Source organism: Actinoplanes sp. CA-051413, assembly GCF_050955795.1.
Taxonomy (GTDB): Bacteria; Actinomycetota; Actinomycetes; order Mycobacteriales; family Micromonosporaceae; genus Actinoplanes.
In genome coordinates this window covers 984,699-1,004,892 of record NZ_CP192100.1, presented here as the reverse complement: position 1 = coordinate 1,004,892, position 20,194 = coordinate 984,699, and the positions used below count along the sequence as shown (strand labels likewise).

The 20,194-nt window shown below is 71.8% G+C and carries 17 protein-coding genes; 7 read left to right on the top strand and 10 right to left on the bottom strand.

Annotated features, from left to right (window positions below; all coding sequences use genetic code 11):
* Window positions 1-279 carry a hypothetical protein gene (locus ACQP2Y_RS04830; protein ID WP_433724930.1) on the top strand — a complete coding sequence of 93 codons (279 nt, stop codon included), beginning with the start codon at window positions 1-3 and terminating at the stop codon, window positions 277-279.
* Window positions 276-1,754 carry an alpha/beta hydrolase gene (locus ACQP2Y_RS04825; RefSeq protein WP_433724928.1) on the top strand — a complete coding sequence of 493 codons (1,479 nt, stop codon included), beginning with the start codon at window positions 276-278 and terminating at the stop codon, window positions 1,752-1,754. Before ACQP2Y_RS04830 ends, ACQP2Y_RS04825 begins: the two co-directional genes overlap by 4 nt.
* Here ACQP2Y_RS04825 and glmS read toward each other — a convergent pair.
* The gene (gene glmS, locus ACQP2Y_RS04820; RefSeq protein ID WP_433724926.1) at window positions 1,741-3,624 is read right to left on the bottom strand and encodes a glutamine--fructose-6-phosphate transaminase (isomerizing); all 1,884 of its coding nucleotides are present in this window, start codon (window positions 3,622-3,624) and stop codon (window positions 1,741-1,743) included. The genes ACQP2Y_RS04825 and glmS overlap by 14 nt on opposite strands.
* A gap of 199 nt (window positions 3,625-3,823) precedes the next feature.
* Here glmS and ACQP2Y_RS04815 point away from each other — a divergent pair, with 199 nt between their 5' ends.
* Both ACQP2Y_RS04815 and ACQP2Y_RS04810 read left to right on the top strand, forming a co-directional pair.
* Window positions 3,824-4,978 carry an MmpS family transport accessory protein gene (locus tag ACQP2Y_RS04815; protein ID WP_433724924.1) on the top strand — a complete coding sequence of 385 codons (1,155 nt, stop codon included), beginning with the start codon at window positions 3,824-3,826 and terminating at the stop codon, window positions 4,976-4,978.
* An 86-nt stretch (window positions 4,979-5,064) separates the two neighbouring features.
* Complete coding sequence (locus ACQP2Y_RS04810; RefSeq protein ID WP_433731756.1) at window positions 5,065-6,213, top strand: pyridoxal phosphate-dependent aminotransferase; 1,149 nt, start codon at window positions 5,065-5,067, stop codon at window positions 6,211-6,213.
* Between the two features lie 117 nt (window positions 6,214-6,330).
* Here the strand turns inward: ACQP2Y_RS04810 and glmM are convergent, their stop codons facing one another.
* The 3 genes from glmM to rplM all read right to left on the bottom strand — a co-directional run bounded on the left by glmM (window position 6,331) and on the right by rplM (window position 8,897).
* A complete protein-coding gene (gene glmM, locus ACQP2Y_RS04805) occupies window positions 6,331-7,683 on the bottom strand; it encodes a phosphoglucosamine mutase (protein WP_433724922.1) in 1,353 nt (450 codons plus the stop codon).
* 150 nt (window positions 7,684-7,833) lie between these two features.
* Window positions 7,834-8,268 carry a 30S ribosomal protein S9 gene (gene rpsI / locus ACQP2Y_RS04800; protein ID WP_433731754.1) on the bottom strand — a complete coding sequence of 145 codons (435 nt, stop codon included), beginning with the start codon at window positions 8,266-8,268 and terminating at the stop codon, window positions 7,834-7,836.
* A gap of 185 nt (window positions 8,269-8,453) precedes the next feature.
* The gene (rplM, locus tag ACQP2Y_RS04795; RefSeq protein ID WP_433724920.1) at window positions 8,454-8,897 is read right to left on the bottom strand and encodes a 50S ribosomal protein L13; all 444 of its coding nucleotides are present in this window, start codon (window positions 8,895-8,897) and stop codon (window positions 8,454-8,456) included.
* A 650-nt stretch (window positions 8,898-9,547) separates the two neighbouring features.
* On the opposite strand from rplM, the gene ACQP2Y_RS04790 reads away from it, so the two are divergent.
* On the top strand, window positions 9,548-10,693 hold the full coding sequence (locus tag ACQP2Y_RS04790; protein ID WP_433724918.1) for a uroporphyrinogen-III synthase: 1,146 nt from the start codon (window positions 9,548-9,550) through the stop codon (window positions 10,691-10,693).
* 138 nt (window positions 10,694-10,831) lie between these two features.
* Here ACQP2Y_RS04790 and ACQP2Y_RS04785 read toward each other — a convergent pair whose 3' ends face one another.
* From ACQP2Y_RS04785 to ACQP2Y_RS04770, 4 genes are read right to left on the bottom strand one after another with little or no spacing between them, the layout of a single operon-like run.
* The gene (locus ACQP2Y_RS04785; protein WP_203776533.1) at window positions 10,832-11,452 is read right to left on the bottom strand and encodes a GTP-binding protein; all 621 of its coding nucleotides are present in this window, start codon (window positions 11,450-11,452) and stop codon (window positions 10,832-10,834) included.
* A complete protein-coding gene (locus ACQP2Y_RS04780) occupies window positions 11,433-11,795 on the bottom strand; it encodes a DUF742 domain-containing protein (RefSeq protein ID WP_360551876.1) in 363 nt (120 codons plus the stop codon). The genes ACQP2Y_RS04785 and ACQP2Y_RS04780 overlap by 20 nt, the downstream gene beginning before the upstream one ends.
* Before the next feature lie 53 nt (window positions 11,796-11,848).
* Window positions 11,849-12,262 (bottom strand): roadblock/LC7 domain-containing protein, encoded by a 414-nt coding sequence (locus ACQP2Y_RS04775; RefSeq protein ID WP_199515804.1) that lies wholly within the window; start codon window positions 12,260-12,262, stop codon window positions 11,849-11,851.
* A 2-nt stretch (window positions 12,263-12,264) separates the two neighbouring features.
* Window positions 12,265-15,576, bottom strand: coding sequence for a nitrate- and nitrite sensing domain-containing protein (locus ACQP2Y_RS04770; protein ID WP_433724915.1), 3,312 nt, complete (start codon window positions 15,574-15,576; stop codon window positions 12,265-12,267).
* A 472-nt stretch (window positions 15,577-16,048) separates the two neighbouring features.
* Here ACQP2Y_RS04770 and ACQP2Y_RS04765 point away from each other — a divergent pair, with 472 nt between their 5' ends.
* Window positions 16,049-17,212: an ABC transporter substrate-binding protein gene (locus tag ACQP2Y_RS04765; RefSeq protein ID WP_433724913.1), complete on the top strand. Its 1,164-nt coding sequence runs from the start codon at window positions 16,049-16,051 to the stop codon at window positions 17,210-17,212.
* 67 nt (window positions 17,213-17,279) lie between these two features.
* Here ACQP2Y_RS04765 and ACQP2Y_RS04760 read toward each other — a convergent pair whose 3' ends face one another.
* Window positions 17,280-18,104: an ABC transporter permease gene (locus ACQP2Y_RS04760; protein ID WP_433724911.1), complete on the bottom strand. Its 825-nt coding sequence runs from the start codon at window positions 18,102-18,104 to the stop codon at window positions 17,280-17,282.
* Between the two features lie 69 nt (window positions 18,105-18,173).
* Window positions 18,174-19,166 (bottom strand): ABC transporter substrate-binding protein, encoded by a 993-nt coding sequence (locus tag ACQP2Y_RS04755; RefSeq protein WP_433731752.1) that lies wholly within the window; start codon window positions 19,164-19,166, stop codon window positions 18,174-18,176.
* Window positions 19,167-19,440: 274 nt separating this feature from the next.
* Here ACQP2Y_RS04755 and ACQP2Y_RS04750 point away from each other — a divergent pair, with 274 nt between their 5' ends.
* Window positions 19,441-20,190 (top strand): ABC transporter ATP-binding protein, encoded by a 750-nt coding sequence (locus tag ACQP2Y_RS04750; protein ID WP_433724909.1) that lies wholly within the window; start codon window positions 19,441-19,443, stop codon window positions 20,188-20,190.
* The last annotated feature ends 4 nt before the right edge of the window (window positions 20,191-20,194 follow it).

The window sequence follows — 20,194 nt, the reverse complement described above, 5'->3', positions numbered from 1 at the left end:
ATGACGTCCGAGCTCGAAGTTGATGCCGCCGCGGTCCGCGCCTGGGCCCGGGCGCTGTCCGCGACAGCCGCACGGATCAGCACTGATCCGCCCCCACCGCCGAGCGGGCCGCCCTGGTCCACCACCGAGGCCGCGTCGGCCGCCGCCGACGCCGCCCAGGTGCAGCTCCGGGCGCTCGCGGACGACATCTCGGCGGCGGCCCGGCAGGCAGCCGCAGCAGCGGACGACTACGACGACGCGGACGACCGCGGCGCGGCACGACTCCGAGCCGTCCGATGACTGTGACCTATCCCCTGCTGCGGGCCACCGATCCCGGCCGCTGGCGTGACACAGCCACCGCGTGGCGGGCGTGGGCCGCGACGGCCGGGCGCTGGGCCGCCGAGCTGCGCGCCCACGCCACCCGCCTCCGCACGATCTGGACCGGCTCGGCCGCCGACGCCGCCACGGCGCACCTCGCCACGTTGATCCGCCGGCTCAACCTCTTCCGGCTGGGCTGCTGGATCGCCGACCAGGCGCTGAGCGAGTTCGCCACGGCTCTGACCAGGAGCAGGTCGATGCTGGGCGGCACCCCGGCGGGCGTCACGGTCGCCGACAACGGCACGGTGAGCGGTCATCCAGCAGCAGCCGTACGCGACACTGCGGCGACCATCACAGCGGCGTTGACCATCGCCACGGAGGCAGACAGCGCTGCCACGAGCAGGCTCAGTGAGCTGGACACCGGCGGGACAGCAAGCCCGCCGACGGGTGATCCGCCGTCCTGCACTGCCACGCCGGCCCAGGTGCGGCAGTGGTGGGAGGCGCTCACTCCGGCGCAGCGCCGTTGGCTGCTCGCCACCGAGCCGGGCCGACTGGGTCCGCTGGACGGCGTTCCGGCCGGCGTGCGGGACCTGGCGAACAGGCTGACTCTGGACGAGCTACCGGCCCGGCTCCCCGGACTCGACGCGCTACGGAACCGGCTCGCCGACGGGGACGGGCCGCGGGCGTACCTCCTGCAGATCGATGCGGCGGGCGAGGGCCGGGCTGTGGTCGCGCTGGGCGACCCGGACCGGGCCGCGCACGTGCTGACCCAGGTGCCCGGCATGACCGCCGACCTCGCCTCGTACGGCGGTGAGCTGGCCCGCGCCGAGCGGATCGCCACCCGAGCGACCGAACTGGCCCCGCAGCAGGCCACCAGCACCGTCATGTGGCTGGGCTACGACGCTCCGGACTTCGTGCACGAGGCCGCGAGCCGCTCCCAGGCCACCGACGGGGCCACCGGGCTACGGCGGTTCCAGGACGGGTTGCGGGCCACTCACCTGGGCGCACCGGCGCACCAGACCCTGCTCGGGCACAGCTACGGATCGCTGGTCGTGGGCACCGCGGCAGCGCAGCCCGGTCTGGCCACCGACGACGTCGTCTTCGTCGGCTCACCCGGCGTCGGCGTGGACTCCGCGGCTGAGCTGGGAGTGCCGGCGGACCGGGTGTGGTCCTCGACCTCGCACTCCGACGTCATCCAGTGGGCGGCCGTCTCCCCGCGGAGCCTGGTCGAGGACCTGGCCCTCAGCCAAGCCGTGCCGGGTGGCGCCTTGCTGGCCTTCACCCGGCCGGAGAACGACCTCTACTTCGGCACCAATCCGAGTGACCCGGCGTTCGGCGCCCGCGTGTTCGCGAGCGAGCCGGACGCCGGGCACCTCGGCTACTGGGAGCCCGGCAGCGCGGCGCTCGACGCGCTCGCGGGCATCGCGGTGGGGCAGGGCGATGTCATTCCACGGTGACGGACTTGGCCAGGTTGCGCGGCTGGTCGACGTCGTGACCCCGGGCCGCGGCGATCTCGCAGGCGAGGATCTGCAACGGCACGGTGGTCATGAGCGGGGCCAGCAGGGTTGGCGTACGCGGCACGGTGATGAGGTGGTCGGCGTAGGCAGCCACCGCGTCGTCGCCCTCCTCGGCGATGACGATGGTGCGGGCACCGCGGGCGCGTACCTCCTGGATGTTGGAGACGACCTTGTCCCGCAGCACGCCACGGCCGGCCGGCGACGGCACCACGCACACCACCGGGGTGCCGTCGTCGATCAGCGAGATCGGGCCGTGCTTCAGCTCACCGGCGGCGAAGCCCTCGGCGTGCATGTACGCCAGCTCCTTGAGCTTCAGCGCGCCCTCCAGGGCGACCGGGAAGCCCACGTGCCGGCCGATGAACAGGATCGTCGGAGCCGCCTTGAGCTCACGGGCCAGCGCCCGCACATCCTCCATGTCGGCGAGCAGCTCCCGCAGATTGTCCGGGGTACGGCGCAACCGGGAGACGACGGCCGCTACCTCGTCGGCGTACATCACGCCGCGGACCTGGGCCAGGTGCAGCCCGATCAGGTAGCAGGCGACCAGCTGGGTCAGGAACGCCTTGGTGGAGGCGACGGCGATCTCGGGGCCGCCGTGGGTGTAGAGGACCGCGTCGGACTCACGGGGGATCGTCGAGCCGTTGGTGTTGCAGATGGCCAGCACCCGGGCCTTCTGCTCCTTCGCGTGGCGCAGCGCCATCAGCGTGTCCATCGTCTCGCCCGACTGGCTGATCACGATCACCAGCGTGGAGCGGTCCAGGATCGGGTCGCGGTAGCGGAACTCACTGGCCAGCTCGACCTCGCAGGGCAGCCGGGTCCAGTGCTCGATGGCGTACTTGGCGACCATGCCCGCGTGGTACGACGTGCCACAGGCGATGACGAAGACCTTGTCCACGTCGCGCAGGTCCTGGTCGGTGAGGCGGACCTCGTCCAGGACGATCTCGCCGCGCTCGGAGAGCCGGCCGAGCAGGGTGTCCGCGATCGCCTGAGGCTGCTCGGCGATCTCCTTGAGCATGAAGTAGTCGTAGCCGCCCTTCTCCGCGGCGGAGGCGTCCCAGTCGATGTGGAACTCCTTGCCGGTCGCGGGGGCACCGGCGAAGTCGGTGATCTCGATGCCGGCCGGCGTGATCAGCACGACCTGGTCCTGGCCCAGCTCCACGGCCTCGCGGGTGTGCTCGATGAACGCGGACACGTCGCTGGCGAGGAAGTTCTCCCCGTCGCCGCGGCCGACGACCAGCGGCGAGTTGCGCCGGGCGGCGACGACCGCGTCGGGCACGTCGACGTCCATCGCGAGCAGGGTGAAGGCACCCTCGAGCCGGCGTACGACGCGGCGCATGCCCTCGGCGAGCAGCTGCGGGCCCTCCTCGGAACCGGCGGCGCGCAGGGCCCGCATCTCGGCGGCGAGCATGTGCGCGGCGCACTCGGTGTCGGTGTCGCTGACGAACTCGACGCCGGTCGCCTCGAGCTCGGCCCGCAGGCGGGCGAAGTTCTCGATGATGCCGTTGTGGATCACCGCGACCCGGCCGTCGGCCGACAGGTGCGGGTGGGCGTTGCGGTCGGTGGGGCCACCGTGGGTGGCCCAGCGGGTGTGCCCGATCGCCGTCGAGCCGACCGAGATGCCGTCACCGGCGCGCTCGACCAGCGCCTTTTCCAGATTTGCCAGCTTGCCGGCCTTCTTCTCGGTCAGGATGACCGAGTCGTCGATGACGGCGATGCCGGCGGAGTCATAACCGCGGTACTCCAGCCGGCGGAGCCCGTCGAGGACGATTTGCAGAGCCGGCCGACTGCCGACGTAACCCACGATCCCACACATGGGGGGCAGCGTAGCGGACTTCCGCTCACGGCCGCTGCGCAAGAACCATACTTTCGCGCATCGGACGTGATCGAAAGAGCCGTTCGGCCGGTCGCGCCCGAACCCTTGGCCAGGTCAGGCGTACGGCTGACACGACCGGGTGATCCGATCCTGGCGTCGAGGGCGTACCGTCGGGCGGACGCCTGCTCTGGAGAGACGATTGAGCTACCCACCGCCTTCTGACCCGACGCGGCCGTACCCCGCGGAAGAACCCGTATCCGGTCAGCCGTGGTCGTCCCCGTCGGGCGATTCCCTGTCGGCCGAGCCACCGCGCCCGCCGGCGCCGTCGTTTCAGCCGGGTTATGCCTCGCTGCCGCAGCCCAACGCGCAGAGCAGCGGGCCGCCGGACGGCTATCCGCCGACCTCGCAGTTCCCTGCCCAGCCGGGCCAGCCCCAGCCGGGCCAGCCCCAGCCGGGCCAGCCGCAGTCCGGGCAGGCCCAGCCCGGGCAGCCGCAGCCGCACTACGACGCGCAGGCCGGCTATCCGCCGCCGGACCAGCAGGGCCAGTTCCCGCCGCCGGCCTACCAGCCGCCGGGCTACGCCCCTCCGGGCGGCTACGCCCCTCCCGGCTACGGTCAGCCCGAGTACGGCCAGGCCGGCTACGGCCAGCCCGGACAGGGCCAGCCCGAGTACAGCCAGGCCGGCTACGGCCAGCCCGGCCAAGGCCAGCCCGGATACGGCCAGCCCGGCCAAGGCCAGCCTGGTTACGGCCAGCCCGGCTATGGGCAGCCGGGATACGGCCAGCCCGGCTACGGCGCCACCCCTCCGCCGCCGAAGCGCAGCAACGTACCGCTGGTCGCCGTGCTCGTGGCGGTAGTGCTGCTGCTGTGCGCCGGCGGCGTGACCTCGGCCGTGCTGCTGGTTAACCGGGCCACCGACAAGGCCCAGGAGAAGATCGACTCCCTGCCGAACTTCCCGACCGAGGTGCCGGACCTGCCGACCGACGTGCCCGGCCTGCCCACGGAGCTGCCCACCGATCTCCCGACCGAGCTGCCCACCGGGCTGCCGAACCTGCCGAACGTGGATCCGAACCAGGAGCTCAAGGTCGAGTACGAGGTCACCGGCGACGGACCGGCCGAGATCGTGTACGTGGAGAAGCTCGGCGGCGACCCGCAGCGGGTCCGCAACGCCTCGCTGCCGTGGCGCAAGACGGTGACGATGAAGGGCTCCTCGCTGGTCTCGGTCATCGCCGTCCGGGGCGCGACCTCGGAGGGCAAGCTGAGCTGCAGCGCCAAGGTCGACGGCCAGGAAGTGGCCCAGAAGACGAGCCAGGGCAGCTTCATCACCGCCGCCTGCACCAAGCTGATGTTCTGACCTCCGGTGGGCAGCGGCAGCCGAGCGGACGGTCGTAGGCTGGCGTCGTGACGACGTCGACCCCGGCCGATCCGCTCGTCGGGCGCATGCGCCCGTTCGGCACCACCATCTTCTCCGAGATGTCCGCGCTGGCCGTGCGCACCGGCTCGGTCAACCTCGGGCAGGGCTTCCCGGACACCGACGGGCCACCGGAGATGCTGGCCGCGGCCGCCGCCGCCCTCGGCTCGGGCGCGAACCAGTACCCGCCGCTGCCGGGCATTCCCGCGCTACGGGCCGCGATCGTCGCCCACGAGCGGCGGTTCTGGGGCCTCGAACGCGACCCGGACACCGAGGTGGTGGTCACGGCCGGCGCCACCGAGGCGATCGCCGCGAGCATTCTGGGGCTGTGCGAGCCCGGGGACGAGGTTGTGTGCTTCGAGCCGTACTACGACTCGTACGCGGCTTCGATCGCCCTGGCCGGCGCGGTCCGGCGGCCGGTCACGCTGCGGCCCGGCCCGGACGGGCGGTACGGCTTCGACGAGGGTGAGCTGCGCGCCGCGTTCGGGCCGCGCACCCGGATGATCCTGCTGAACACGCCGCACAACCCGACCGGCAAGGTCTTCACCGGCGACGAGCTCGCGCTGATCGCGCGGCTCTGCCAGGAGCACGACGTGTACGCCGTCACGGACGAGGTCTACGAGCACCTGGTCTTCACCGACGCCGCCGCGCCACACATCCCCCTCGCCACGCTGCCGGGCATGCTGGAGCGCACCCTGCGGATCTCCTCGGCGGGCAAGACTTTCTCCTGCACGGGCTGGAAGGTCGGCTGGGCGACCGGCCCGGCCCCGCTGGTGTCGACCGCGATGCGGGTGAAGCAGTTCCTGACGTTCGTGAACGCGGGACCCCTCCAGCCGGCGGTGGCCGTCGCCCTCGCCCTGCCGGACTCCTACTTCACCGGCTTCCGCGACGGCCTCCAGGCCCGGCGGGACCGGCTCGTGGCGGGCCTCACGGACGCGGGCTTCGGCGTGCTGCCGTCGGAGGGCACCTACTTCGTGACCGCCGACATCACCCCGCTGGGCGGCACGGACGGCGTCGACTTCTGCCGGTCACTGCCGGAGCGCTGCGGCGTCGTGGCCGTGCCCACGCAGGTCTTCTACGACCACCAGGAGCAGGGCCAGCGGCTCATCCGCTTCGCGTTCTGCAAACGCGAGGACGTCATCGACGAAGCCGCCAAGCGCCTCCGCACCCTCGCCTGACCCCCGACAAGCCGAGGCGAAGCAGCCCGAGGCGAAGCCGACCCAAGGCGAAGCCGACCCAAGGCGAAGCCGACCCGGCGGGCCGAGCGATCCGCCCGACCCGCCGCTCACCACCAGCTAGGCCGGACTGGCCGACCGGACCTCGTCCGCAACCCGCTCCGCGACCGTCCGCGCCTGCTCCTCGGTGACGGCCTCGACCATCACCCGTACCAGGTGCTCGGTGCCCGACGGGCGCAGGAGCACCCGCCCGGTCTCCCCCAGCTCGTCCTCCGCCAGCGCCACCGCCGCCTGCACGGTCGGCGCCGCCGCGCCCGCCTGCCGGTCCTTGACCGGGACGTTGATCAGCACCTGCGGCAGCTTGTGCAGCACCGACGCCAGGTCGGCCAGGGACTTGCCGGTCTTGGCGATCGTCGCCATCAGGTGCAGGCCGGTCAGCACGCCGTCGCCGGTGGTCGCGTACGCCGGCATCACGATGTGCCCGCTCTGCTCGCCGCCCAGCGCGTAGCCGCCCGCCGCCAGTTCCTCCAGCACGTACCGGTCGCCGACCTTGGTCTCCAGCAGCTTGATGCCCGCGTCCTTCATGGCCAGGCGCAGGCCCAGGTTGCTCATCACCGTCGCGACCAGGGTGTCCTCGGTGAGGGTGCCCGCCTCGCGCATCGCCAGGGCCAGGATCGCCATGATCTGGTCGCCGTCGACCACGTCGCCGGCCGCGGTCACCGCGAGGCAGCGGTCGGCGTCGCCGTCGTGGGCCAGGCCCAGGTCGGCGCCGTGCTCCAGGACGGCCTCGCGGACCGCCTCCAGGTGGGTGGAGCCGCAGTTGTCGTTGATGTTGAGGCCGTCGGGGTCGGCGTGGATCGCGATGACCTCCGCGCCGGCCTCCTCGTACGCCGTCGGGCCGACCTCGCTGGCCGCGCCGTTCGCGCAGTCGACCACGACCTTCACCCCGGTCAGCGGGTGCGGGGTCGCCTCGAGCAGGTGCTTGACGTAGTGCTCGGCGCCGTCCAGCAGGTCGTGCACCCGGCCCACGCCGGCCCCGGTCGGGCGTCCGACCAGGCCGTGCCCGTCCGCGATGGCCGCCTCGATCTTCTCCTCCAGCTCGTCCGGGAGCTTCTGGCCGCCCGGGGCGAAGAGCTTGATGCCGTTGTCCGGCATCGGGTTGTGCGACGCCGACAGCATCACGCCGAGGTCCGCACCGGCCTGGCCGACCAGGTACGCGACCGCGGGCGTGGGCAGCACGCCGACCCGGACGACGTTGGCGCCGGCGCTGGTCAGACCGGCGACGACCGCCGCCTCCAGCATCTCGCCGCTGGCCCGCGGGTCGCGCCCGACGATCGCCAGCGGCTGGTGGCTGGCGTCGCTCTCGATGAGCACCCGGGCAGCCGCGACCGCGACCGACAGGGCCAGTTCCGGGGTGAGCAGGTCACCGTTCGCCAGCCCGCGTACGCCGTCAGTGCCGAAGAGTCGCCCCATGGCGGTCGTTCCTTTCGCCGGTCCCGCCCCTGCTCGGGTGCGGTGGGCCGGTGCTGTGTTGTGAGGGAGGGAAACGCGAACGGCCGGGCGCGCCCTACGAGGGGCGCACCCGGCCGTCCGGTCAGACGTGGTGCAAGACGAGCGCTGCGATCAGCGCTTCGAGTACTGCGGAGCCTTGCGGGCCTTCTTGAGGCCGTACTTCTTGCTCTCCTTGACCCGCGAGTCACGGGTGAGGAAGCCGGCCTTCTTGAGGGCCGGGCGGTCGTCGGGCTCGTTCGTGATCAGCGCACGGGCGATGCCGAGGCGCAGCGCTCCGGCCTGGCCGGTGATGCCGCCGCCACGGAGGTTCGCGATGACGTCGAACTGCTCGGGCTTCTCGGCGGTGGCGAACGGCTCACGGATGAGCTGCTGGTGCACCTTGCTCGGGAAGTACGCCTCGAGGTCGCGGCCGTTGCAGGTGATCTTGCCGGTCCCGGGGATGAGACGCACCCGGACGATGGCCTCCTTGCGGCGGCCGACGGTCTGGATCGGACGGTCACCCGGGCGCGGGGCACGCACCGCGGCCGGCGCGGCCTCGACGACCACGACGGTCTCGGCGGGAACCTCGGCGGCCGGAACCTCAGCCGTGGGGGCCTCGGCGGCGGGCTCCTCGACAGTGGGCTCCTCGGCGGGAGCCTCAGTGATGGGCTCCTCGGCGGCGGCGGGCTCCACGACGGTCTCGGCGACCTCGGGCTCGACGATGTCGGTCATGCTGTTTCCTTCGCCCGCGCTCACTGCGCGATCTGCTTGAGTTCGAACGGCACCGGCTGCTGCGCGGCGTGCGGGTGCTCGGCGCCCGGGTAGACCTTCAGCTTCTTGATGATCTGGCGGGCCAGCTTGTTGTGCGGGAGCATGCCCTTGACGGCCAGCTCGACCGCGTGCTCGGGGCGCTTGGTCAGCAGCTCCTCGTAGTTGACCTGCTTCAGACCACCCGGGTAGCCGGAGTGCCGGTAGGCGACCTTGGTCTGCCGCTTGTTGCCGGTCAGCGCGACCTTGCCCGCGTTGATGATCACCACGAAGTCGCCGGTGTCGACGTGCGGGGCGAACGTGGGCTTGTGCTTGCCACGCAGGAGGGTGGCGGTGTGGGTGGCGAGCCGGCCCAGAACGACGTCGGAAGCGTCGATGATGTGCCACTGACGCTCGATCTCACCCGGCTTCGGGCTGTACGTACGCACAGAATTACCTTGTCTCGTCGTCGGTCTGGGGGCGCGCGCTGGCCGCGTCAAGCACGAACATCGAGCCTACCCGAACGGGCGTGCTCGCAGCTGTCGCACAACAGCAGGCAACAATACCCGCCTGTGCGGCGCGCGGTCAAAACGGGCGGTGGGCCCGCCGTGCAGACGGGACCGGATAACGTAGCGCTCCTAGTTTAGGCGGTCCCCCGCGGCACGCCGACATGGGGCCGGGTGATTCCACCCACGGTGATGACCCGCTGACGTGAATGCCTCTTAGCAGGCTCGAAACATACGGGACGCGGAGCCGAAATTACCCCCCGGCACGCTTCGGACATGGCAAGTGGTGCGGGCAACCCGACGACGCGGCCAGGGCTCCGGCCCGGCGGCGCGCCCGGGCGCACCACCCACGAACCACCGCCAGGGTTGAGGACGGACCTGGCGGTGCCCGCCGAGCCGGTTGACCGGCTCGGCACCGGGAAGCCGCGGCGTGTGCCGGTCGGAGGTACGGCGGAGAACGCAGGCGTGACATGGGAGCGGGTCGACGCTGAGGACGGCGGTCTCCGAGCGTGCCCTTCGGTGGACCGGCCGGCCACGCCGCGGCTTTCTGGCAACCCTCCCCGCACCTCAGTGTGGGGAGGGCGGGCCGCCGGATGACCGAACGGGCCGGCAGCGCGCGAAGGACCGTGATCACCGCAGCAGCGCTCGCGGAGCCCACGGCGTCGCTGTCCGGCTACACGATAGGCGTGACTTCCGACCGCCGCCGGGACGAGCTGGTCGGTCTGCTGGAGAACAGAGGCGCCCGCGTGGTGATCGCCCCCGCGCTGCGCATCGTCCCGATCGCCGACGACGCGGAGCTGCGCGCGGCCACCCGGGCCTGCCTGGCCCAGCCCCCCGACATCGTGCTGGTCAACACGGGGATAGGCATGCGGGGCTGGCTGGAGGCGGCGGAGGGCTGGGGGCTGGCGGAGCCGCTGCGGGCGGTGCTCTCCCGGGCGTACCTGGTCGCCCGCGGCCCGAAGGCCCGGGCCGCGATCCGGGCCGCCGGCCTGCAGGACCAGTGGTCACCCGAGGGTGAGAGCTACGAAGAGGTCGTGGAGCACCTGACCGCCCGCGGCATCGCGGGTCTGACGGTGGCGATGCAGCTGCACGGCGAGAGCCAGCCGGAATACACCGAGGCGCTGCAGGCGGCCGGCGGCCGGGTGATCGAGGTCCCGGTCTACCGCTGGGCGCCGCCGGTGGACCCGGCACCCCTGCACCGCCTGGTCGACCTGATCACCGGACGCCTGGTGGACGCGGTGACGTTCACCTCAGCCCCGGCGGTCGGGGCGCTGCTGCGGGCGGCCGGCCCGAGCACCGAGCCGCTGCTGGAGAGCCTGCGCGTGGACGTCCTGTCCGCCTGCGTGGGCCCGGTGACCGCGGCGCCGCTGCGCCGGCACGACATCCCGGTGGTCACGCCGGCCCGCGCCCGGCTGAGCGCCCTGGTCCGCACGATCGTGGACGAGCTCCCCCGCCGGGCGCTGTCGCTGGAGGTGGCCGGGCACAAGCTCACCCTGCGCGGCCACGCGGCGATCGTCGACGGTGACCTGAAGCCGCTGGCCCCGGCGCCGATGGCGGTCCTGAGAGCGCTCGCTGCCACTCCGGGGCGGGTCCTGTCCCGGGCGGCCCTGTTGCGCGACCTGCCCCGGGGCGCGGACGAGCACGCGGTGGAGATGGCCGTGGCCCGCCTGCGTGCCGGCCTGGGCACGCCGGGCGTCATCCAGACGGTCGTCAAACGCGGCTACCGCCTGCCCGCCTGAGCGGTTCGCTCCCCGGCGGAGCAAACAGCTAGCTCCCCGCGGAGCAAAACAGCTCCCCGCGGAGCAAACGGCTCCCCGGCGGAGCAGAACGCGGCGGCCCGCACCCGGACGGACCGCCACGCAGAAGACGATGCCGGGTCACCCCACGGTCGCGGGGAACCCTCTGCCCTGCTCGGCGACCAGGGTCGCCATCGCGTGCTCCACGACCCCGACCAGCACGGACTTCACCGAGTCGCGGTGCCGGGCGTCACACATCAGCAGCGGTACGTGCGGTGCGATCGCCAGGGCCTCGCGGACCTCCTCCGGTTCGTACCGGGGAGCGCCGTCGAAGCAGTTCAGTGCCACCAGGTACGGCAGGTGACGGTTCTCGAAATAGTCGAGCGGCGCGAAGGCGTCGGAGATCCGCCTGGTGTCCACCAGGACCGCCGCGCCCACCGCACCCCGGATCAGCTCGTCCCACATGAACCAGAACCTGGTCTGGCCGGGCGTGCCGAAGAGGTACAGGATCAGGTCGTCGGCCATGGTGATCCGGCCGAAGTCCATGGCGACCGTGGTGGTCTCCTTGCCGGGCACCTTGGACGCGTCGTCGATGCCTTGTCCCGCCGAGGTCATCACTGCCTCGGTGGTCAACGGCTCGATCTCGGAGACCGCACCGACCAGGGTCGTCTTGCCCACGCCGAAGCCGCCGGCTATGACGATCTTCGCGGAGGTGATCTCCTTGGGTTGCGCCCCCGCCCGCTCAGAGCTTGCGAAGTCCACTCAACACCCTTTCCAGCAGATCCATCCGCTCCGTGAAGCCTTCCTTGGGAGCGGCACTGTGCAGCGTCAACAGCCCGTCGGCGACCATGTCGGCGACGAGCACCCGGGCGACTCCCAGCGGGAGCCGGCTGTAGGCCGCGATCTCGGCCAACGACTGCGCCCGCGGCTCGCACAGCACGGCGATGCGGTACTTGTCATGCCCGGCGAACCGGGATTCCTGCACGGCGGCCTGGCTGGCTACCAGGACCGCCTCGATGGGGATGTCGCGACGCGGCTCCGTCCGGCCCCGGGTGACCGCGTACGGGCGGACCAGGTTTCCCCGGGGGTCACTCGGTTGTCCCATCGTGCGGTCACCTCCTTCCGGCACACATCAGCAGCGTTGCGGGGTCGTACGGGTCAGACCTGGTGCGCGACGGCCTCGCGGGGTGCGGGCACCAGGGCGGCACCCACCCGCTCGACCAGCAGAGCCATCTCGTAGCCGACCTGGCCGACGTCGCAGCTGCGCGCGGCCAGCACGGCCATCGACGACCCGTCGCTGATGGACATCAGGAAGAGGTACCCGCTGTCCATCTCGATGATCGTCTGCTGCACCGCGCCGGCGTTGAACATCCGCGACGCACCGTCGGTGAGGCTGACGACACCGGAGGTGATCGCGGCGAGCTGGTCGGCACGGTCCGCCGGCAGGTCCCGCGACGAGGCCAGCAGCAGGCCGTCGGCGGAGACCGCGACGACGTGCGCGATACCGGCCACGCTGTCGGCGAAGTTGCTGAGCAGCCAGCCCATGTCCTGCATGGTGGGGGGCCTGGTCACTATTAGTTCTCCTTCGGAGCAGGGGCGCCCGCGGCAGCTTCTTCACTGCCGGCCGTACGCCCACGTTGCACACCGCGGTGGTACGCGGAGAGGAGGCCACGTACCTCATCCGGGCTGCGACGGTTCTGGTTGCGCGGGCTGCTCTGCACGCCACCGGGGACGAGCTGGGCCTGGGGCACCCGCTTGGGTAGTCCGGAACGGGTGGTGTCGGTGACGGAGGGTTCCGCCGCGGCCATCGCCCGCTGCCATCCTTCGTCGGCGGCGGTACGCCAGGCATCCTCGGCCGACCTGCGTGGCCGGGGCACCTGGGCACCGCTGTCCGGACCGGCGTCCGCCGGTCGCGAACCATTCTGCCCCGCGTTCGGGGCGCGGGATGTCGTCGTTTCGGCTCGGGCCGGCGGGGAGACCGGCGCCGGTGGGGCCACCGGGGCCCGTGGGGCCGGTGGGGCGACCGGCGCCGCCGGGGTGGGAGCGGGAGCCGCCGGGGCGGGAGCCGGGGCCGCTGCCGCCGGGGCGGCCGTCGCGGTCGCGGCGGGCACCGCGGCGTGCGGCTGGTTCGGCGGAGGCGCGTAGCCCGCGGTCGGCATGCTCCACTCCTCGGAGATCGGCCCGGCGTGTCCCTTGAACCAGCTCTGCTGCATCTCGAGGAAGATCGGCGAGGTCTCGCCGCGGTCCTCGGGCTGGGCGGCCGGCGGCGGGGGCGGCGGCGGCATCGCGGCGAGCGCGGCACCCCAGCCGTTCGGGTTCGGGCTGGCCGGCTGCCGCGGGGCAGGCACCGTGCCACCGTCCGGCATCGCGAAGCCCGAGGCCGGTGCGTAGTTCTGCTGCCGGTCGGGCGCCGCGGCCTTCATGGTCGGGTACGCCATGGTCGGCGAGCTGGTGGCCGTGGAGCCGAAGCCCGAACCGGCGACCGGCGCGGACTCGGCCGGCGGTGTGACCCGGGTGGGCAGCGGCGGCCGGTCGGTGCTCGGGAGCCCGTCGCCACGCTTGGGCAGGACCGGACGGTCCGGGGTGGGCGTGCCTTCGCCGCGGCCTGGCAGCTGCGAGGGCTGCCGCGGAAGCTGCGGGTGGGCCGGCTGCTGCGGCTGCTGCGGGTTACTGATGGCCGAGAAGCCGCCGGAACCGGCCCGGATCAGGCCGTCGTCGGAGCGCTGCTGCCCCCAGGGCTCGGGCGCGATGGCCGGCAGGGTCGCCGTCGCCGCGCTGCCCCGGCCGAGCGGCATCGGGTCGTTCCAGTTGGCCGGGGCCGCGTCGAGCTGGCGGTTGCCGCGGCTCGGCGGGTCCAGCGGGCGGTTGCTGGGCAGCACCACGATGTGGTTCGGCAGGATCACCTGGGCGACCGTGCCGCCCTCGATGTTGGCCCGCAGCTCCACCCGGACGCCGTAGCGGTTGGCCAGCCGGCTGACCACGGCCAGGCCCATCAGCCGGAACGCGGCCACGTCGACGTCCGGGGTCTCGGCCAGCCGCCGGTTCAGGGAGTCCATCTGTTCCTCGGACATCCCCAGCCCGCGGTCCTCGACCTGGATCACCACGTAGTCGCGGATGCGCCGGCCGTCGGCGACCACCACCGTGTTCGGCGGCGAGAAGCGGGTCGCGTTGTCGAGCAGCTCGGCGACCAGGCGCACCACGTCGTTGACGGCCACGGCCGCGATCGAGATGTCGGTGTCGACGGTGCCGAACTCGATGCGGTTGTAGAGCTCGACCTCGGACTGCGCGGCGCGCAGCGCGTCCACCACGAGGGCGTCCTCGCGGCGCGGCGGGCTGGAGTCGGCGCCGGCCAGGACCAGCAGGTTCTCGTCGTTGCGGCGCATCCGGGTGGCGAGGTGGTCGAGTTCGAAGAGCTGCGCGAGCCGCTTCGGGTCCTCCTCGCCGCGCTCGATCTGGTCGAGCTCGCCGATCATCCGGTCGACCAGGCTCTGCGAGCGGCGGGCCAGGTTGAGGAACATCGCCGAGACGCTGGTCCGCAGGGCGGCCTGCTCGGCCGCGATCCGGACCGCCTCGCGGTGCACGACGTTGAACGCCTGCGCCACCTGGCCGATCTCGTCGCGGTTGCTGAGCCGGATCGGGTCGCGGACCTGCCGCACGATGTCGTCGGCGCCGCCGTCGCCGAGGTTGCGCACGTCGCGCAGCCGGGCGACCGCCTCGGGCAGGTCGCGGTTGGCCACGGCCAGGGCGCCTTCCCGCAGCCGGCGCAGCGAGAGGTTGAGCGAGCGGGCCAGCACCACGGCCAGCGCGATGGCGATGATCAGGGTCAGCAGCACCAGGCCGGCCTCCATGGCGGCCTGGCGGCCCACCGCGGAGCTCTCGTCGGACGCCTGCTGCAGCGCCTGGGTCTCGAGCCGCTGCTCGGCCCAGCGCATCAGGTCGACGACCGCGCCGAAGGACTGGGTGAGCTCGACCGGCTCGATCGGGTCGGAGCGGTTGAGCCGGGTGGCGTACTGGTCGGCGAGGTTGATCGCGTCGCCGGTGACCGTGTTGTCGACCAGGGCGCGCTGCTGCGGGGTCGCCACCAGCGCGAAGCTCTCGAGCGCCTCCTGCTGGCTGGTCTCCGTGGCGGTCAGGACCGAGAGCTGCTCGACGCTGACGTCACCGGAGGCCCGGGAGGCGTACGCGACTGCTTCCTGCTCGGCGGTGCCGGCCTTGGCCCGGGCGAACGCGGAGACCGCGCGCAGGCTGTCGGCGACCGTGCCCTCACCCGCGTACTGGCTGAGGACCTCGCCGTAGCCCACGAGGTCGGTGAGCACGACGCCGTAGCGCAGCACGACCTCGGAGACGGCGATCTCGTCGCGGTCGGTCACCTTCTTACGGGTGGCGTCCATCGTCTGCAGGTGCTGGTCGATGCGGTTGAGCCGGTCCTGCACGGCGGGGGGTGACTCGTCGAGCTCGCGGCGGTCGGCCGTGTACCGCTGGATGCGCTGGTCACTCTGGGCGATCGCGGCGTTGTAACCGTCCGCTTTGGTGTCCGGCGCCGCGAGATACTGCGCCGCGGCCATCCGCTCCTTGTGGAGGTACTGCGTCAGGTCGGAGACGTCGGTGGAGAGCTCGGTCAGGTCCTCGACCTGCCGGGCGTCGAGCGCCGAGCCGCCCACGTCGACGAGCCGGACGGTGGCCAGCGCGAGCACGGCCACCAGCGGCACGAAGAGGATCAGGGCCAGCTTGGACCGGATCCGGGCGTCACGCAGGCGCGGGATGCGCCCGCGCCGCTCCCGCGTCCCGGCGCCGCTCGGCCGGCCGGCGTCCGCGCTGGGTCCCACCGGGTTTCCGGCGGCGCGAGCGGGGTAGGTCGAAGCCTGGGTCGAAGAACCGGTGCTCACGACATCTCCTCGCTGGTCATCCCCGCATCTCTTCGCCCACCCCGATACTGCCGCCCGGGAATAGCCGATCCACGCGACAGGGCTCGTGCCACACGCGGCACGGCCGCGATTTCATCAGAGACGGCAACGGTTTGGGAAGTCTGCGACGTTCCGGAAACACTGTTCACGGCGCGCTGACAATCAACCGTTCGGCTCGACAATCGACACTGCGTAGGCGTTGACGTGCACGAATGTAACCATGGCAACTTTCCGTGTTCGTACAGTGACGCTGATCCATCAAGATTCCAACCACTATGTGGGAAAGTCATCCCGGCGGCCGTCTGCGGCGCAGCTTGACCAGGGACCTTCACGTTGGCAAGGTTTGGCGCGATCGAACGGACGGACTGTCCGTGTTCGCGCGGTCCACACCGGACAACGTTGCGTTCACCGGGATGGTTCAATCCCGGGCTCCGCCCCCTAGGAGGCACCCGCAGTGAGGCTCCCCCGCCGTCTGACAGCGTCCGTGGCTGTATCGACGCTCGCCGTCGCCGCGCTGACGGGCTGCGACTCGGACCCCGAGACCGGCGACAAGACGCAGATCGTGATCGGCGCCGACCTGGACGCCTCCGGTTCCGCGGTCGACTACGCGTACACCCGCGCGCTGCAGCTCAAGATCGACCAGGTGAACGCCTCGGGCGTCCTCGGATCCCGGGAGCTGGTGCTGCGCACCCAGGACAACCGGTCGGACCCGACCGCCTCGCTGCGCAACATCAGCACCTTCGCGGCGGACCCGGCGGTGGCCGCGGTGATCGCCGGCTCCTGCGGCCAGTGTGTGGTCGACTCGGCCAAGACGATCAACGACCAGCGGATCCCGACCATCGCGCTCGCCGCCGCCGACGAGGTGACCACGCCGGTGCAGAGCCGCCGGTACGTCTTCAAGCTCGGTCCGAACTCGACCGACAGCGTGGCCGCCATGGTGGCCGAGCTGACCCGCAAGAAGACCAAGTCCGCCGCGCTGCTCTACGCCGACGATCTCTACGGCCGGGCCGCGCAGAAGAAGATGGTCGAACAGCTCAAGGCGGCCAAGATCACGCTGTCCGGCAACCGCAGCGTCAAGCCGACGGCCACCGAGATCAGCCAGACGGTCGGCACGCTGACCGACGCCGGCCCCGAGGCCCTGGTGGTGCTGGCCGGCTCGGATCTGGCCACGCTGGCGGCCACCAGCGCCAAGGCGGCCGGCTTCACCGGCAGCGTCTACTTCGACGCCGCCGCGGCCGGTGACCTCTTCCTGCCGCAGGCGGCCGCGAGCGCCACCGACAAGACCACCATGGTCTTCACCCAGATCCTGGCCATCGACGACGTGATCGCCACGACGCCGGCGAAGGCGGCCCGCAAGCAGTGGTTCCGCGACTACACCGCTCGCTACGGCAGCTATTCGGGGGTCGCGGCGTTCGCGGCCGACGCGGTGGAGCTGATCGCCGACGCGGTGGCCAAGGTCGGCGGCGACCGTCAGCGGATCCGCGACGTGCTGGAGACCTCGCAGACCGACGGCCTGGCCGGCCCGATCCGGCTGACCCCGGACAACCACTCCGGACTGATGCCGCAGGCTCTGACCCTGCTGGTGGCCCGCAGCGGCCGCTGGCGGCTGTTGAGCTGATCTCCACCTCGGACACAGAGAAGCCGGCCGACTCACGAGGAGTCGGCCGGCTTCTTCGTACGCGGGATCAGCGCTGCGAGGTCGTGGCGCGCACCCAGGGCAGCGCGAGCCGCTCCACGAGGACCAGCGCGTAGTAGAGGACGATGCTGATCAGGGCCAGCAGGGTGATGGCGGCGAACGCCGTCGAGGTGTCCCCCTGGCCACTGGTCTGCACGATGATGGTGCCGAGGCCGCTCTCGCCGTACTGCATCTCGCCGACCACCACGCCGATGACCGCGAGGGGCATCGCCACCTTGAGCCCGACGAAGATCTGCGGCAGTGCGGCGGGCAGCCGGATCCGGGCGAAGGTCTGCACCCGGGACGCGTCCATCGAGCGGGCCAGCTCCACCAGGTCGGCCGGGGTGCTGGTCAGGCCGGTCGCGGTGGATAGCACGATCGGGAAGAAGCACACCATGAACGCCATCGCCAGGATCGGTGTGCGCCCGTAGCCGAACCAGATCAGCACCAGCGGCGCGAGGGCCACCTTGGGCACCGCGTTGAAGGCCACCAGCAGCGGGGAGAACATCCGCTCGAACGGCCCCCAGGCGGCGATGGCCACCCCGAGGAGCACGCCGACGGCGACCGAGAGCAGGAAGCCCTCCACCGTCGCCGCGGTGGTGTGCCCGGCCTCGTCGACGAGGAACTGGCGGTAGCGGTTGAAGCCGTCGATCACCGCGGGCGGTGAGGGCAGCACGACCGTGTTGATCGCGAAGAGGGCCGTGCCGGCCCACCAGAGGCCGATCGCGACGGCCAGGCCGAGCAGCGGCCAGGCCACGGCCGAGAGGGTACGGCGGCGGGTGGATGGCGCCCGGTCCGCCGGCGCCGGGGCGGGCGCTGTCGCCACGTCAGTCATCAGTCTTTCTCGCTCCCCTGGTCCAGGCACGGGGCCGGCCGGCTATGACAGGCCCCGTGCCCGGCCGGATCAGGCGTTCGGCACCAGGTCGAAGCTGATGACCTGCTCGGGCGTCAGTCCGGCCTGGATCTGGCCGGAGCCCTGCAGGATGGCGATGCTGCGCGCGACCCGCTGGCTGTCCAGGGCGCCCACCGGCACACCGGAGGCCTCGGACCGCACGAACGGCGCCATCAGCGTCAGTTCCGCCGCGGCCGACTTGGGGTCGGCGGTCGGCACGTTCTTCTTCAGCAGAGTACCGGCCTCGTCCGGGTTGGTGATGGCGTCCTCGAGGCCCTTGAGCAGGGCCGCGGTGAACTTCTTGACCTTCTCGGGGTTGTCCTTGGCGTACTTGGTGCTGGTGATCAGCACGTTGCCGTAGAGGTCCTGGAGGTAGTCGCTGTACGGCAGCAGCACGGCCGGCTTCTTGGCGATGCCCTCGATGGTGGGCTTGCCGACCACGAACTGGCCGATGCCGTCCACCTTGTGCGAGGCCAGCGTGCCGAACAGCGTCTGCGGGTTGCCGTTGACGAAGTTGACCTTGGACGCGTCCACGTTGGCCAGCTTGGCGTACGTCGGGAACAGGTTGCGCACGACGGAGCCGGGGGTGTCGGCGAGCGTCTTGCCCTCGAGGTCCTTGGGCGAGGTGATGCCGTAGCCGTCGAGCGACATGATCGCGGCCATCGTGCGCTGCTGCACGGCGCCCACGGCGGTGAAGCCGGTGGCCTTGGCCGGGCCGCCCGCGGCGAGCAGGCCGCCGGTCAGGTCGATGGGCGTGAACTGGGCGGTGCCGGCGACGATCTGCTTGATGCCCTCACCGCTGCCGCCGCCGGGCTTGATCTCGACGTCGAAGCCGGCGTCGCGGAAGTAGCCCTTCTCCTTGGCCACGTATGCGTACGAGTCGCGGCCGAAGGTGCCGAACGACGTCAGGTAGGTGATCTTCTCCAGCGTCTGCGTGCCGCCGGACGCGCTGCTGTCATCCCCGTCGTCGCTGCAACCGGCTGCGGCGGCGAGGGTCGTGGCCAGCGCGGCGGCCACGAGCGTGCGGGTGAACGTTCTTCTGTGCACCGTGTTCCTTCCCAACCGAGGGGGTGTCGAGGCAGTCGGCGTCGGGGCGGAGGGTGCACCGGCGCCGCATGGTGGTGTGCGGGAACTCGCGCGTTAGCGTAGGGGACCCCGGGCGGATGATCGATGACAGGTATGTCTCAGAAGCCCTTGTGGACGGGGTGGTCGCGGCAATGAGGCAACGGCTGGCTACAGTGTCAGCGCATCGATCCGAAACTATCGGGAGCACCCGACGATGATCCGTCTCACCGGCGTCTCCCGGACTTTCGCCGGCCGATCCGGCACGGTGGAGGCCTTGCGCGGCATCGATCTGGCGGTCGGTGACGGCGAGTTCGTCGCCGTGCTCGGCCGCTCTGGCTGCGGAAAGTCCACACTGCTGCGTTTGATCTCGGGCCTGCTGCCGGTGAGCGCGGGCGAGGTCCAGGTGTCAGGCGAACGGGTGACCAAGCCGCGCCGGGACATCGCGATGATGTTCCAGAAGCCGGCCCTGCTGCCGTGGCGCACGGTGCTCGACAACGTGCTGCTCCCGATGCAGATCTTCGGCGCCAAGAAGGCGGACCACCGCGACCGCGCCCAGCAGCTGCTGAGCATGACCGGGCTGACCGGCTTCGAGAAGCGGCTGCCGCACGAGCTCTCCGGCGGCATGCAGCAGCGGGTCGCCCTGTGCCGGTCGATGATCGCCCAGCCGCGGGTCATGCTCATGGACGAGCCGTTCTCCGCGCTGGACGCGCTGACCCGCGAGGAGCTCTCCGGTGAGCTGCAGCGGGTGCACATGGAGCTCGGCACCACGATCGTCTTCGTCACCCACTCGATCGACGAGGCGGTGCTGCTGGCCGACCGGGTGGTCGTGCTGAGCCCGCGCCCGGGCCGGATCCGCGAGATCATCGACATCGACATCCCGCGGCCCCGCACCCTGGGCCGGGGCGCGCACCTCGAAGAGGTCGCCCGATGCAGCGCCGAGCTGCACGAACTCCTGATGGCCTGAAGGA

What these genes read in the sequence shown, in the direction of transcription:
- ACQP2Y_RS04830 (WP_433724930.1), top strand. Translation starts at nt 1, where the DNA reads ATGACGTCCGAGCTCGAAGTTGATGCCGCCGCGGTCCGCGCCTGGGCC.
- ACQP2Y_RS04825 (WP_433724928.1), top strand. Translation starts at nt 276, where the DNA reads ATGACTGTGACCTATCCCCTGCTGCGGGCCACCGATCCCGGCCGCTGG.
- glmS (WP_433724926.1), bottom strand. Translation starts at nt 3,624, where the DNA reads ATGTGTGGGATCGTGGGTTACGTCGGCAGTCGGCCGGCTCTGCAAATC.
- ACQP2Y_RS04810 (WP_433731756.1), top strand. Translation starts at nt 5,065, where the DNA reads ATGCGCCCGTTCGGCACCACCATCTTCTCCGAGATGTCCGCGCTGGCC.
- glmM (WP_433724922.1), bottom strand. Translation starts at nt 7,683, where the DNA reads ATGGGGCGACTCTTCGGCACTGACGGCGTACGCGGGCTGGCGAACGGT.
- ACQP2Y_RS04790 (WP_433724918.1), top strand. Translation starts at nt 9,548, where the DNA reads ATGACCGAACGGGCCGGCAGCGCGCGAAGGACCGTGATCACCGCAGCA.
- ACQP2Y_RS04780 (WP_360551876.1), bottom strand. Translation starts at nt 11,795, where the DNA reads ATGGGACAACCGAGTGACCCCCGGGGAAACCTGGTCCGCCCGTACGCG.
- ACQP2Y_RS04760 (WP_433724911.1), bottom strand. Translation starts at nt 18,104, where the DNA reads ATGACTGACGTGGCGACAGCGCCCGCCCCGGCGCCGGCGGACCGGGCG.
- ACQP2Y_RS04750 (WP_433724909.1), top strand. Translation starts at nt 19,441, where the DNA reads ATGATCCGTCTCACCGGCGTCTCCCGGACTTTCGCCGGCCGATCCGGC.